Annotated in this window: 7 protein-coding genes; 2 read left to right on the top strand and 5 right to left on the bottom strand. The window is 60.0% G+C overall.

From position 1 onward, the window contains the following. Nucleotides 1-22 precede the first annotated feature (22 nt). A complete protein-coding gene (pbpC, locus tag ACS5RD_RS01120) occupies nucleotides 23-2,065 on the bottom strand; it encodes a penicillin-binding protein 1C (protein WP_489929627.1) in 2,043 nt (680 codons plus the stop codon). Next, nucleotides 2,062-7,479 (bottom strand): alpha-2-macroglobulin family protein, encoded by a 5,418-nt coding sequence (locus ACS5RD_RS01115; RefSeq protein ID WP_489931432.1) that lies wholly within the window; start codon nucleotides 7,477-7,479, stop codon nucleotides 2,062-2,064. The genes pbpC and ACS5RD_RS01115 overlap by 4 nt, the downstream gene beginning before the upstream one ends. A gap of 207 nt (nucleotides 7,480-7,686) precedes the next feature. Between ACS5RD_RS01115 and ACS5RD_RS01110 the strand changes: the two genes are divergently transcribed. Continuing rightward, nucleotides 7,687-10,230, top strand: a complete 2,544-nt coding sequence (locus ACS5RD_RS01110; protein WP_489929626.1) for a hybrid sensor histidine kinase/response regulator — start codon at nucleotides 7,687-7,689, stop codon at nucleotides 10,228-10,230. Here the strand turns inward: ACS5RD_RS01110 and yaaA are convergent. Genes yaaA through ACS5RD_RS01095 form a run of 3 tightly spaced genes read right to left on the bottom strand, consistent with a single transcriptional unit; the run spans nucleotide 10,227 to nucleotide 13,407 of the window. Further along, on the bottom strand, nucleotides 10,227-11,000 hold the full coding sequence (gene yaaA, locus ACS5RD_RS01105; RefSeq protein ID WP_489929625.1) for a peroxide stress protein YaaA: 774 nt from the start codon (nucleotides 10,998-11,000) through the stop codon (nucleotides 10,227-10,229). The genes ACS5RD_RS01110 and yaaA overlap by 4 nt on opposite strands. 34 nt (nucleotides 11,001-11,034) lie before the next feature. Beyond that, complete coding sequence (gene recQ, locus ACS5RD_RS01100; protein ID WP_489929624.1) at nucleotides 11,035-13,080, bottom strand: DNA helicase RecQ; 2,046 nt, start codon at nucleotides 13,078-13,080, stop codon at nucleotides 11,035-11,037. 39 nt (nucleotides 13,081-13,119) lie between these two features. Next, nucleotides 13,120-13,407 carry a YggT family protein gene (locus ACS5RD_RS01095; protein WP_054008421.1) on the bottom strand — a complete coding sequence of 96 codons (288 nt, stop codon included), beginning with the start codon at nucleotides 13,405-13,407 and terminating at the stop codon, nucleotides 13,120-13,122. Between the two features lie 126 nt (nucleotides 13,408-13,533). On the opposite strand from ACS5RD_RS01095, the gene ACS5RD_RS01090 reads away from it, so the two are divergent. Continuing rightward, a complete protein-coding gene (locus tag ACS5RD_RS01090; protein WP_054008420.1) occupies nucleotides 13,534-14,067 on the top strand; it encodes an acyl-CoA thioesterase in 534 nt (177 codons plus the stop codon). Nucleotides 14,068-14,099 lie beyond the last annotated feature (32 nt).

The raw sequence follows: 14,099 nt of genomic DNA, 5'->3' as shown, positions 1-14,099 counted from the left end.
ACTGGAAAGGTTTCGTTAGCGTTTAACGCAATCGCACCTTGGTGCGGGCCGATCTACCCATCGCATCAATCACCGAAAGCGTGACAAATCCGCGCCCCAAACTGCCCAACATCACCTCACGCGAGCCTAATGAGATCGCCACAGGCACCCCATTTGCTAGCCAAGTATAGGGCGCTTTACCGCCCGAAACCCGTACCAAAAGCCCCTCTGGCAGCATCTCTACTTCCGCGCCATCAGGCGGAAAAGCCACCGCTGGCCCGTCCTTATCCGGCTGAAACGCCGCATTGCGGTTGCGGAATTTCTGCAAAGGTTGTGGCAGTTCTGCATTTGAAACTAATAGCGTAGCAGGCGGAGCCTCTGGTTGCGGGTCCAGATTCCGTTTCAGTCGCGCAAAGGCCTGAAACAAAACCGGTGCCGCCAAATCCGCCCCAAACGCCCCCGGCACAGGCGTGCCATCCGGTCGCCCCATCCAGATGCCAATCACGTTGCGGCCATCAAACCCGATCGCCCAAGCATCACGGTGGCCATAGCTGGTCCCGGTCTTGTAAGCCAGCCGATTTTCCGGCGCACCGGGCGGCGGCGCTAAGCCCGCCAAAATATCCCCCACCTGCCAAGCACTTGAGGCCGATAACACCCGCTGTCCCTCCTCGCGTTGCCCCTTCATTTGGTGGGTCAGTGGCAGCGAAACCCCACCCCTAGCGATGGCGGCGTAAAGTTGCACCATATCTTCGAGCGAAACCCCGATGCCCCCTAAAGCAATCGCCAACCCCGGCTGCCCCCCCGGCAGATCGTATTTCACGCCAGCTTTATCCAACGACGCCAATAGTTTAGCAGGCCCCACCGCATCGGTCAGCGCCACGACGGGTATGTTCAGCGACTCCTGCAACGCCTCTCTGATCCGAATGGTCCCACGAAATTGCCGATCAAAATTCTGCGGCTTATAGCCATTGAAATCCGTGGGCTTATCGTCGATCAACGTCTCGGGGTGGACGAGGCCTTCATCAAAAGCCAACCCATATATCAAAGGCTTAAGCGTCGATCCGGGGCTGCGGATCGCCCGCGTCATATCCACAAACCCGGCCCTGCGATCCGCCCTGAACGCAGCCGACCCCACCGAGGCCAGCACTTCGCCCGAGGCGTGATCCGCCACCACAATCGCCACCTGCAACCGATCACCCCGGCTGGCCACCACATCCGCAGCCAACCGCTCCAACTTGGTCTGCAAGGTCTTGTCCAACGTCAGTTGATGCCGCTTAAGCCCCGGTTCTTCCGCGATAATCCGGTCGGACATATGCGGCGCAAACGCTGGGAAAGCCCGTCGCACGCTCGGCGCCACCTCTGTCCGTGCCGCCCGCATCTGCTCGTCGTCAATCAACCCATCCCGCAACGCCCGCGCCAAAACCCGATCCCGCGCATCCGTCGCGCGTTCAACCGACCGATCCGGCCTGCGGGTCTCCGGGCTTTGCGGGATCGCCACCAGCAACGCCGCCTCAGACGGGGTCAGCCGCAAAGGTTCTTTGCCGAAATACGAAAGCGTTGCAGCCCGGATACCCTCCAGATTGCCACCATAAGGTGCAAGATGCAGATATAACGACAGAATTTCCTGTTTCGACAGCCGCCGCTCCAGCGCCATCGCCACCCGCATCTGCCGTAGTTTGCCGTCAATTTGGCCGGTGGTGCCTTCCTCCAACAGCCGCGCGACCTGCATTGTCAGGGTAGAGCCGCCCGACACCACATGCCCGTTCCAAATCGCCTGCAAAACGGCACGCAGCAGCGCTTGCGGATCAACTCCACCATGCTGGAAAAACCGTTTATCCTCATAAGTCAACAACGCCGCGATATAATCCGCGTCCACATCCGACAGCGTCACATCCAGCCGCCAGCGCCCATCGGCCACCGTGTAGGCCCGCAGCAATGCGCCGTTGCGGTCTAAGACCTCAACCGAGGTTTCCACCTGCAACGGTGGTAAAACCGTCTCGTCAACCCATTGATTCAGCGTGTCATTTGAAAAGGCGGCGAGCCCCAAACTCGCCGCCAAAACAAACAGAAACCGCGCGCCCATCACTCGGAAATGGTGATGGTGCCCGCACCGGTCCGGCCCGTCAGGTCGGGCCGATACATGTCTTCAACCGAGGCTGCGGGCTGGTGGAACGTGCCCGGAGAGATCGCGCGCACCACATAAGCCAACCGGAACGTCTCATTGCTGTAACGGTCGATTGCGGTCAGGAACCGATCCTGTCGGAACTCGCTGTGCGCGACTTCGGTTTCCAAGCCTAGTTCCGACAGCGCTTCCGACCCCGAGGACATCAGGTTCGGGTTGTCGATTTCAAAGCCAGCAGGCAGCGGATCACTGACCATCAACCGCGCTTCACCTCGCCCAAACGGCGTGACTTCCAGCACGGTAATCAGCCGAGTGCCGACCGTCAGACCATCCAAAGTCGTCGCCTCACCTTCCATCGTGTAGTAGTTCCGCGTTATAGCATAGCCGTTGCCGCCTGCGGGTTCCGGTTCAGACGGCACGCCATAGGTGGTGACGGTCAGCGTAGTGTCGCTATCGCCGGTGTTTTTTACCACCACCGGTGCGGTATTTGCCGCATCCAACACCTTGACCAATGGCCCCGAAGCCGGTGCGCCGTCGATCAAAATACCATCCGCGCCCTTGCGATCAATCAGCGCATTGGCGGCCAGCAGCGCCCATGTCGCTTCCTGCGTTGACAAGGCCGAGGTGGTTGCGATGCGCGACGTCAGCGCTTCTTGATCCACAGCCTTTGAGCCAGACTCCGCCGCCAGAGCCAGCACTGCCGCCGCATCGCGGTAGTTGGTGCCGTAGTCAGCGCGGAAGATCTGCTCTTTCTCGGGGCCTTTCAGCGCTTCCAAAGCAACGCCCGCACGCCGGAACATTGCATCGGCGCGGGGTTGATCGCCGTAGCTCGCCAAAGCCGCGCCAAGCTGTGCCATCGCCGCAGGCGTGCTGAACGCATCGCCCTTCACATCGGCGTAGTAGCGCAGATCGCCCACGGCCGCCGCGCCTTCACGCGCCAGAACCATCAGCGCATAGGCCAAAGCCTCGCCTCCGGTGTCGAAATCGGCCTGATAGTTGACTTGGTTGCGCAGGTTGTCCAGCGCGCTGCGGACGGCTTGATCCGGCACCGCATAACCGCGCGCTTTCGCCCGGCTGAGGAAGTCGGTGACAAACGCATCCAGCCAGAAATCGCCACCATTTTCGACCGGCCCCCACAGGCCGAAAGAGCCGTTAGAGGATTGGTTGGTCAACACTTCCGCGACCGCTTGTTCCACCCGCAGCTTGATGTTGTCAGACCCCGGAAGATCCATCGCAACGGCCACCTGATCGAAATACAGCAGTGGCAGGGCTTTGGAGGTAATCTGCTCGGTGCAGCCATAGGGGTAGGCATCCAGCGCCGCCAAAACACCGGGGGCGTTCAGGCGGGCGATCGGGCCGATAGCCATCGTGGCTTTACCCGAACCGGGGACCAGGCCTGTAAAAGCGTTGGAATCAAAGGTGAATTCCTGACCTTTCTTCAGATCAAGACGGCTGACCCGCACCACGGTAGGATCGTTGATTTCCACCGGAACCGTCAGGGTTTTCTTCAAAACCTTTCCGTCTGGCGTGGTCAAAGCGATCTCAATCGTTTGGTTGCCGATGGCATCCGCCGTCACCGGAATGGCAAAGGTGGCCTTGGCCTTGTCACCGAGATCAAAGCCCGAAGGCACATCGCCCAGCTTCAACCCCGCCGAAGATACATCCAGCGACATCCGGCCTGATGGCCCAGCCGCATGGACGATTTCCAACAGCAGACGCGATTGGTCCCCCGGCTGCATGAAGCGCGGCAAGGATGCCGTCACCACAACCGGATCGCGCACCAGCACATCGGCGCTGGCTTGGCCGACACCCTTCTTCGACCACGCCACGACCATTACCTTCACCGTGCCGTTGAACGAAGGCAGGGTGAACGAGGTGCGCGCATAGCCATCGGCGCCAACCTGAACCGGGCCTGCGAAATAGGCGACCAGTTCTTCTGTCGGGGGCGGTGCTTGCAGACGCGCTTGCGCTCCCGCATCGCCACCCGAGCGGACCGAGCCTTCTGCGCCATTTATGCCGTCAATCAGGCGGCCATAGATGTCGCGGATACCGACTCCCAGTTTGCGCTGGCCAAAGTAGTGGTCTTGCGGGTGTGGTGGCTGGAAGCCGGTCAAGTTCAGAATGCCCTGATCGACGGCGGCAATGGTGACGTAAGCGGTATCGCCCGCCTCGACGCCATCCACCTTCACCGCCACATCCAATGGCCCACGCGGGGCGGCCTCGGGGGCGGTTTCGATCGAAGCTGTGAGCGCACGCGCACCGGGGGCGATGGTGGCATGGGTCAGACCCAACGCGCGGGCCGGGTTGCGACCAGCGGCCACGTCCATCGGGCGCAGCACGGATGCGGTGACGTAAACGCCAGCACCCCATTCATCGGTGACACTCAGCGGGATCACATTCTCGCCTTCCTTCACCTCAACCGCCTGCATCGACACCAGACGGTTCGACAGAACCGTGATCAATGCCGTGCCAGCAGCGCGCGGCACGATGCGCAGATTGGCGGTATCGCCGGATTTATACTTTGGCTTGTCCAGCGACAATTCCAGCGTATCGGGCGAATCCGTGGCATCAGCGGGCGCATACCATCCCGCATAGAAGCTGGTCGAGGTGGCCGCAGGCGCGCCATCGGTGCGCTCTACCAGAACCTCGTACTCGCCCCATTGCACCGGGGCCGAAATTTTGGTGGGCTCAGAGCCAAGATCAGCTGTGCCTTCGGCCACCTTGCTGCGGGTGGTGACGGGCTCCCAGTTCCACGAGCTATTGCTCTGATACCATTGGTAATCTGTCTCAATCCGGGTGATCGTCCACTTTACCTTCATCGCAGCAGGCTTGGCATCGGCGTCAATACCGATCAGGCTGAACGCCGCTTCCGAACCTTCCGGCACCACATCGTTGAACATCGGCTTGATACCGATCAGATCAGACGACGGGGCCAGCAATTTGGTGATCTTGCGTTCCACCGGGCGGCCCGAGCCTTCGGCCACACGCACTGTCGCGCGCATTTCCAGCGGGCGGCCGGGGTCTTCAACCTCGGGCAAGGTTAGATCGACCGTGGCCTTGCCATCTGCATCGGTGCGAATGTCACCGAACGACGAAAGCTGTGCGTCAAAAGGCGCGTCGTAGCGGCCAAAGACATAGCCCGGCCAAGCCTCAAGCTCTTTCGCGGCGCGCAGCAGAACCTCGCCCTCGATGGCCAGATCAGCACCGGGCGCGCCGAACAGATATTTCGCATCCACCGTCATCTGCGGCACATCACCCAAGTGAATCGGTTGATCCGCCAGTGCCAGTTTGAAGTCGATCCGTTCGGGCAGGAAATCTTCCACCAACACGGTTTGCGATGTCAAAGCCGCCGCTTCCAGATCGGCGTAAACTTCCAGCGTCCACAGCCCGCGCGGGGCAGACCCCCCCAGAGGCAGCGCAAACACATGGCCGCCAGCCCCCGCATCGGCGACTTGCGCGCGGGAGTATTCAACGCCATCCGGGCGCTTCAAGATCGCCGTCAGCGGCAGGCCTTCAATCGCAGCGGTTTCGGCATCGCGGGCCAAAGCGGTGGCATAAATCGTCTCCCCCGCGCGGTAAGCCCCGCGATCGGTGGTTAGGAACACATCCACCGGAGGTGCTGCCTCACGCCCAGCCACACCGCGATCTGAAAGGTCAAATTCCGGATCGGTCAGCGACAAAAATGCGAGATCGCTGTCGCCATCGTGCGCCACGATCATCGCCGGAGCTTGTCCACCGGTGCCCAGCGCCAAAGCGGCGTCAAACTTGGCATATCCCTGCGCGTCGGTCTTTGTGCTCGCCAAAACCTCGTTGGTGGTGGACAACAGATCAACCGAAACACCGTCTTTCGCCGCAGCTGTGCCAAGGCTGCGCACAAACACATGCAGGCCATCAACGCCTGACATTGTGGTCAGGCCCAGATCCGACACCACAAACCACTGCCAGCCCGCAGGCACCACATAGGGATCCACGCCGGGCACCGCCGCTTTCAGGGCATAGATGCCAGCAGGTTGGTCCTTCAGCGCCTCATCCAAAGGCAAGCGGGTGGTGACATCAACGTTCACATCCTGCTTGACGGAACCGACACCCTTCCAGATTTCCGAACCGATCTGGCTCGAGAAATCATATTCCTGATAATCCGCCATCGGCGTGCCGAAATAACCATTCTGCAAAGACCGCAACAGGTTACGGTCTGTCACACGGTACAGCGACAATTCCAGCTTTTCGGTGTTCACCGTCTCAACCGGGATCAAAGCAGTCCCAGTGCGCGGCAAAACATAGCCCCGGCCCGGAAAACGTACGCCGGGATTGCGGTCACGCACATAGGCAGTAACGTCGATGGATTTTGCGAGGGTTTGGCCATCGGCAGACGGCAGGCCCTCGCGGAAGGTGATGGTGTTGCGCGAGCCAAAGGTGACGCCTTCGACACACAGCTGCTGCCAGCCGTCAGTGGTCACGGTCAGGCCGGCGCTGGGAAGTTGCACATAAGTGGCATAATCGACGCCCGATTTCGCCAAAGCCTCCGAGAAATTCACGCAGATGCGCGGGCGGGCGGTGTCGGTGACAACCACATTATCAACAATCCGAAAGCCATATTTGCCAATCGCATCGTCCAGCGCCAAAGCGGTGTCGTCGCGCGGTTGCAACGCCTGCGCCAGCCGCAACGCCTGCACCTTGTCGCGACCCCGGTCGGTCGCCTCTAGCGCATCGCCCATCGTCAACAGAATCGTGTGTTCCTGGGCCTTGTTGTCCGAGCGCAGAAAAGCATTGACCGAGGCATAATACGCCCGATCCAAATAGCTGCGATCATTGGCCTTTTGCCCTGCCGCCAGCAACAGCCGAGCATATTCAGCCCAGCCATCAGCAGAATCGGTCAGGTTCAGCGCAGCTCCTGCGTAATTGCTGGCCAGCGCGAAATCGCCATTCGCCTCTGCATCAGCGGCGGCACCCAGATGATCTTCGGCGGAATAACCGTTGGTGGTGTGGGTGTTGGCCAGTTGCACTGCTTGATCGGTAATGCCCGCAAGCTCCCAATCCTGCACGAAATTCAACTCAGTGTGGCGGGCCTTGGCGCGATCTTCCGCACCCTTCTCGGCTTCCAGTACAATTCCAGAATAGGCACCGTCAAACGCCGCAGCTTCGCCCACTTTGGATTTCGGGAAACATGATCCGTTGCGGGTGTTGAAGGTGAAAGCCTTGCAGAGCTTATTGGTTAGGCAGGCGCGCTGGCAAGCGTCCAGCGTGGTGTCGAAAATCGACGCGATATCGCCACCCGGCATGTCAGTGTTTTCGCTGAGAACCAAACGCTTGACGGGAATCAGATCCTGCGCCGCCGCAGGCATCGCCGACAGAATGAACAAACTTACAAAAGCGCCCATAAGGGCACGACCGAGCCTAACGTGCATCGCCAAAATCCTCCCTGAAATCAGTGGATCGACTGTCGCATGTGGGCCGCCGCGTTGGCAAGACATCTGATCCGCACAACAAAACTTGTCATCTTAATCCATGATTCATTTTGTTGCGCCAAATTGCCCAAGACTTATGTGCGGCCTGCCGCGCGGATGCACAGAATGTGACGGGGCGGCATGGATTTCGCAGAACGGCTTGCAAAAGAAAGGCGCGCGCGGTTGGCGGCAGAGCGGTTGCTTGAGCAAAAAAGCCGCGAGCTGTTTGCAGCCAATGCCAAGCTTGGCCTGCACGCGCGGGCTTTATCCGACCAGATTGTCGAACAACGTCAGGTGGTGAAATCAGCGCTGACCGAGGCTGAACAGTTGAAGGGTCAGCAATCCCGCTTTGTCGAAGATCTTGACCGCGCGCATACGATGGCCGTGATGGCAGAGCGGCGGCTGTGGGACAGCATCAACACCATCAAAGACGGCTTTGCGGTGTTCGATTCCAACCAGCAGCTGATCACCGCCAACGCGGCCTATCTTTCCGCCTTCAATGCCCCCGAAATCGTGCCGGGCCTGCCCTATGCCGATCTTTTGTGCATCGTGGCAGAGGGGGGGCTGGTGGAACTGGGCGCGCTTACCCCAGACGTCTGGGTTGCCGATATGCTGGCCCGTTGGGAAGCCGAAGCCATCGAGCCAATCACGGTACAGTTCAAGACCGGCACTTGGGTGCGGATGGTCGATCAGCGCGCCCGCGACGGCGACATGGTCAGCCTTGCGCTGGATATCACCGAACAAATGCGAATCTGGGCCGCCATTGAGGCTATTCCCGATGGCTTTGTGCTGTTTGACAGAGAGGAACGTCTTTTGACCTGCAATCAACGCTACCGCGACATCTATTCGGCTTCGGCCCCCGCCATCGTGCCGGGCGCGAAGTTTGAAGATATTCTGCTTTATGGTCTGGATCATGGCCAGCATTTGGATGCCATGGGGCGTGAAGCTGAGTGGCTGCCCGAACGCTTGGCGCAACACCGCCACCCCGGAGCGCCGGTCGAACAACAACTTGCCGATGGTCGCTGGATCAGAGCGCAGGATCACGCCACACCGGATGGGGGGCGGGTTGGTCTGCGGGTGGATATCACCCACCTGAAAGCGCAGCAGGTGGCGCTGGAGGCCGCCCGGTTGGCCGCTGAAGCTGCCAGCCGCGCCAAATCAGCCTTTCTGGCGAATATGAGCCACGAAATTCGTACCCCGATGAATGGCGTGGTTGGCATGGCGGAACTGCTCTGCGACACCACCTTGTCCGAAGAACAGCGCCTGTTCGCCGAAACCATCCGCTCGTCGGGCGAAGCTTTGTTGGTGATCATCAACGATATCCTCGATTTCTCGAAAATCGAGGCAGAGCGGCTGACGCTGCATCCCGAACCCTTTGATATGGAGCGCACAATCCACGAGATCGCCATGCTGTTGCAGCCGCGTGCGCGGGAAAAGGGACTCGATCTGATGATTGATTTCGACATGTTTTTGCCCACCCGCTACATCGGCGATCCGGGACGATTGCGGCAGATTCTCACCAATCTGATCGGCAATGCGGTGAAATTCACCGACAAAGGCCATGTGCTGATCCGCGTTGTCGGGCTAGAGGGCGAGATGGGTGAACAAGATTTGCACGTCACTGTTGAAGACACAGGCATCGGCATCGCGCCAGAAAACCTCGCGCATATCTTCGGCGAATTTAACCAAGTGGAAAGCCAGTCAAACCGCAAGTTTGAGGGCACGGGTCTGGGTCTGGCGATCACCAAACGGCTGGTTGAACGGATGCAGGGTGAGGTCTGGGTTGACAGCGATCTGGGCAAGGGCGCTTGCTTTGGCTTCCGTATCCCGCTGCCGATTGCCGAAGACGCCGAGGAGCCGCGTCTGCCGATCACGGTGAACCGCGTGCTGGTTGTCGATGATCAGTTCATCAATCGCACCATTCTCGAGCGTCAACTGGTGCCCTGTGGCATCGCCGTGACTTTGTGTCGTTCGGGCGCTGAGGCCCTGTTGGCGCTGGAAAGCGGCAGCTTTGACGCCATCATCACCGACCACGAGATGCCCGAGATGGATGGTCTGACGCTGGCCGCCCGCATCCGTGCTAAGGGGATCGAAACCCCTATCCTGCTGCTATCGTCCAGCCCCGCCAATGCGCGTGAGGGCGAGGGCGCGCAACATCTGACGGCGACATTGCAAAAGCCGATCCTGCGGGCTGATCTGTATCGTCGGCTGCAATCGCTGGCGGCCCCCGTACCCGACGCTCCGCCCGTTGTCGAAGCTGTGCCACAGGCCGAACGTCGGCAGATGCGCGTGTTGACGGCCGAAGACAACCGCACCAACCAACTGGTGTTTCAGAAAATGGTCCGCGAGATCGACCTCGAACTGGTCTTTGCCAACAACGGGGTGGAGGCGGTGGCCCTGTTCCAAAGCTTCAAGCCGGATTTGATTTTCATGGATATTTCCATGCCCGAAATGGATGGTCGCGACGCTGCGCGCGCCATCCGCGCGCTAGAGGATGGCAAAACCCATGTGCCGATCGTCGCCCTGACTGCCCATGCGATGGATGGCGATGCCGAAGGAATTTTGGCCGCTGGCATCGACCGCTACATGACCAAACCCTTGCGCAAGGGCGCGATTGCCGAAACGCTGACAGATTTCTGCCCCAGCTTCGTGCGCCCGATTAGCGCCGCAGAACAGGCCGCCTAAGCAGGGGCAGCGACTTGGCGCGAGAAAACCAACCGTGTCGCGTCCGATTGGGCGGGGTGATAGGTGTAGCCGCCCAGATCATAGCCGCGCAGATCGGCGGGGTCGGTCAGATGGTGCTGGCTGACGAACCGCGCCATCGCGCCCCGCGCCTTCTTCGCCCAAAAGCTGACGACTTTTGCCTCACCATTGCGCTCCTCCAGAAATACCGGAGTCACCACCGACGGCTTCAATGCTTTCAGATCAACGGCGCCGAAATACTCCGCCGAGGCACAGTTGATCAGTACCTTCGCCCCCTGCTCGGCAGCCAACGTGTTCAAAGCTTTGGCGATTTTGCTGCCCCAATAGGCGTAAAGATCCGCGCCCTTCGGATTTGCCAACTTGCTGCCCATCTCCAGTCGATACGGTTGGATCGCATCCAATGGTCGCAACAGTCCATAAAGCCCCGACAAAATCCGTAAATGCCCCTGCGCCCAGAGCAGGCTATCCGGCTCCATTCGCCGTGCCTCAAGGCCCGCATAGGTATCACCATCAAAGGTAAACGCGGCGGGTTGACCGGGCGCATCGCCGCGAAATGCCTTGAACCGCGCGTGGTTCAACCGCCCCAACGCAGGCGAAATATCCATCAGCGCGCAGAGTTGCTCCACGCTCAAGCCCCCCGCAACCCTCGCCAAACGCAGCGCATCGGCGGCGAAATCCGGCTTGGTTGCGGCGACATCGGTCGGATGCGGCGTTTCATTCAGGCGTTTGGCGGGGGAAATCACGGTCAGCATGGGCGCGCTCCTTCGCGGCAAGACATAGCGGGCATTAGGCCTCGCGCAAAACATCAAGGAAAGCGGTGCCGAAGCGGTCGATTTTCTGATCGCCCATGCCCTGAATATCCGCCAATTCCGCCAAGGTGGAAGGCCGCCGCTCGGCAATATGGCGCAGGGTGGATTGGGTGCACGACAGATGCTTGCCGATACCATTCTCGCCACGCGCGAGTTCCAGTTGCACCTCGTTCAGCCGATCATACACAGCACTCGCATCCCGCCCAGCCAAAGCCCGCCGCGCCGGGTGCATAGGTACAGCTGCCGCTCCAGTGATGATCTGCAAAAACGCCGAGCCATAGCTTTCCAGTTTTTTCGCGCCCACCCCAGTGATGCCCATCATTGCATCCAGAGTGGCAGGTCGGACTTCTGCCATCTCGATCAGAGTCTTATCAGCGAAGATCACATAGGCAGGCACGCCCGCCGCCTCGGCCAAAGCCCGCCGCTTGGCTTTCAGCGCCGAAAGCAGGCTGGCGTCTTCTTCAGACACCTGCGTTTTAATCGCCAAGCGCGGCAGGGCTTTGTCGATGGTATCTTTGCGCAACGTGATCGAGGCTTCACCGCGCAGGATCGGACGGGCCGCGTCGGTCATGCGCAGCGCGCCGAAACGATCCGGGTCCGGTCGCACAAGATCGCGCCCCATCATCTGGCGGAACACCGCCCCCCAAGCCGGTTTCGATAGGTCACGGCCCACGGCAAAGGTTGGCAGTTGGTCATGGCCCTTTTCGCGTACCTTTGGGGTGGAGTTTCCAGTGAGAATATCAATCAGGTGGCCTGCGCCAAACCACTCACCCGTGCGCAGCATCGCGGACAGTGCCTTGCGTACCGCATCGGTGGCGTCGAACAGTTGTGCGGGGCGCTGGCAGAGATCGCAGTTGCCGCAAGGCTCAGAGACTTCGCCAAAATAGCCCAGCAACACCTGGCGCCGACAGGCCATCGCCTCGGCCAGACCGAGCAGCGCATTCAGCCGCCCGTGGTCAGCCGCCTTACGGTCGGGCGGGGCGGCACCTTCGTCAATCTGGGTGCGGCGCAGGCGGATATCATCCGGGCCATACAGCGTCATGGTTTCCGCCGGAGCACTATCGCGCCCAGCCCGGCCGATTTCCTGATAATAGCCTTCGATAGACTTCGGCAGATCGGCATGCGCAACCCAGCGGATATCTGGCTTGTCGATGCCCATGCCAAAGGCCACCGTCGCCACCACAATCAGCCCGTCTTCCTGTTGAAAGCGGATTTCAACCCGGCGGCGATCCTCGGCATCCATGCCGCCGTGATAGAAACAGGCGGAATGCGCCTCGGCTTTCAAAGCCTGCGCCAGCGTTTCGGTTTTCGCCCGCGTCGCACAATAGACGATGCCGGATTGCCCCCGCCGCGCCCCAGCAAAGCGCAAAATCTGGTCGCGGGGGCTGTCTTTCACCGCGAAAGCAAGATGGATATTCGGGCGATCAAAGCCACGCAGGAAGCTTTCCGGCGCTTTGCCATCAAACAACCGCGTGACAATTTCGGCGCGGGTTTCTTCGTCTGCTGTGGCGGTAAACGCGGCCAAAGGCACGTTCAGGGCGCGACGCAATTCGCCGATCCGCAGGTAATCCGGGCGGAAATCATGGCCCCATTGGCTGACGCAATGCGCCTCATCCACCGCAATCATCGTGCAGTTGATTCGGCGCAGCAGCGGCAGAGTGGCAGAAGAAGCCAACCGCTCGGGCGCCATATACAAAAGCTTCAGCCGCCCGGCATCCAAAGCCGCAAAGACTTCCTCGGTCTGCTCCTCGGTATTGCCCGAGGTCAGCGCCCCCGCCTCAACCCCCGCTTCCTTCAAACTCCGCACCTGATCCCGCATCAGGGCAATCAGCGGTGAGATCACCACAGTGACTCCATCGCGACACAAAGCAGGCAGTTGAAAACACAAGGACTTCCCGCCACCCGTTGGCATGATCGCCAGCGTGTTGCGCCCCGCCATCACCGCATCGACAATTTCTTCCTGACCGGGGCGAAAGCCGGAGAAGCCGAAGATCGAATGCAGAAGGTCTTGCGGTGCGGGCATGGGCTTTCTTCGCGCGACATGGGCGCTGATGCGATCAGATCAGGAAAAGCTGAACATATTGTTATAAACCACGATCCGCAGCGCATAAATCGCCAGCAACACGATCAGCGGCGCAAGATCCAGCCCTGGCGTGTTCGGCAAAATCGACCTGACCCGGCTGTAAATCGGGTCGAGCAGGCGGTTCAGACCATACCAGATCTGCGCGACTAAAGACTGCCGCAGGTTCAGCACCTGAAAATTGATCAACCAGCTCATGATGATGTGGATCAGAATGATCCATTTGGCGATATCAAGCACCATCAGCAAAATCTGCAACACAGAGGTCATCATTGGCTCCAACCACAAGGGATTGTGGCAGAGGTAACGCTCCACCCCCAAAAGGGCAATGCTTTCCGCAGCGTTTTGGTTGACGATTGCCGCGACAAAAGGCAGTTCAGGCGGCGGAGGTGCCCGATGTATCCCTATATTCGCATGGCCAAAGAGCTTTGGAAGTTTCGCAACGCGCCACCCCTTGGCCTGTTTGACGCGCATATCAGCAGCCATCGCATCTGGCCGTGGGATTTGGACCCGTGGCGCGAGTTGAACAATGGTCGCACCCTGACCCTGTTCGATCTGGGGCGGATTCCGATGTCGGTGCGGATGGGGTTTGAAAAGGTCGCCAAGGCCAACGGCTGGGGCATCACGGTCGCAGGCAACACCACGCGCTATCGCAAGCGGGTGACAGTGTTTCAGAAGATCACGCAAGTTAGCCGCGTGGTCGGCTGGGACGATCGTTTCGGCTATATTGAGCAGAGTTTCTGGCGCGGCGATGAATGCACAAGCCATATGCTGCTGCGCTACGCGTTCATCTCGAAGGCGGGGATGGTGAAGCCATATGAGGTGATCGCGGCGCTGGGCTATCCAACCGAAAGCCCGGTTATGCCGGATTGGATCACCGCTTGGATCGCCGCCGATGCGATGAGGCCTTGGCCACCACAACGCAGCTAAAGCAGGCGCTTGCACGGGCGCGGTTTTTCAGG

It is taken from the genome of Cypionkella sp. PAMC25878 (assembly GCF_058135695.1).
Note: the sequence above shows the minus strand (reverse complement) of the source record. Positions and strands in the feature narration are given on the sequence as shown.

Excerpts from the sequence above, each read along its gene's own strand:
- ACS5RD_RS01115 (WP_489931432.1), bottom strand. The coding sequence starts at position 7,479 with ATGGGCGCTTTTGTAAGTTTGTTCATTCTGTCGGCGATGCCTGCGGCG.
- ACS5RD_RS01110 (WP_489929626.1), top strand. The coding sequence starts at position 7,687 with ATGGATTTCGCAGAACGGCTTGCAAAAGAAAGGCGCGCGCGGTTGGCG.
- yaaA (WP_489929625.1), bottom strand. The coding sequence starts at position 11,000 with ATGCTGACCGTGATTTCCCCCGCCAAACGCCTGAATGAAACGCCGCAT.
- recQ (WP_489929624.1), bottom strand. The coding sequence starts at position 13,080 with ATGCCCGCACCGCAAGACCTTCTGCATTCGATCTTCGGCTTCTCCGGC.
- ACS5RD_RS01095 (WP_054008421.1), bottom strand. The coding sequence starts at position 13,407 with ATGACCTCTGTGTTGCAGATTTTGCTGATGGTGCTTGATATCGCCAAA.
- ACS5RD_RS01090 (WP_054008420.1), top strand. The coding sequence starts at position 13,534 with ATGTATCCCTATATTCGCATGGCCAAAGAGCTTTGGAAGTTTCGCAAC.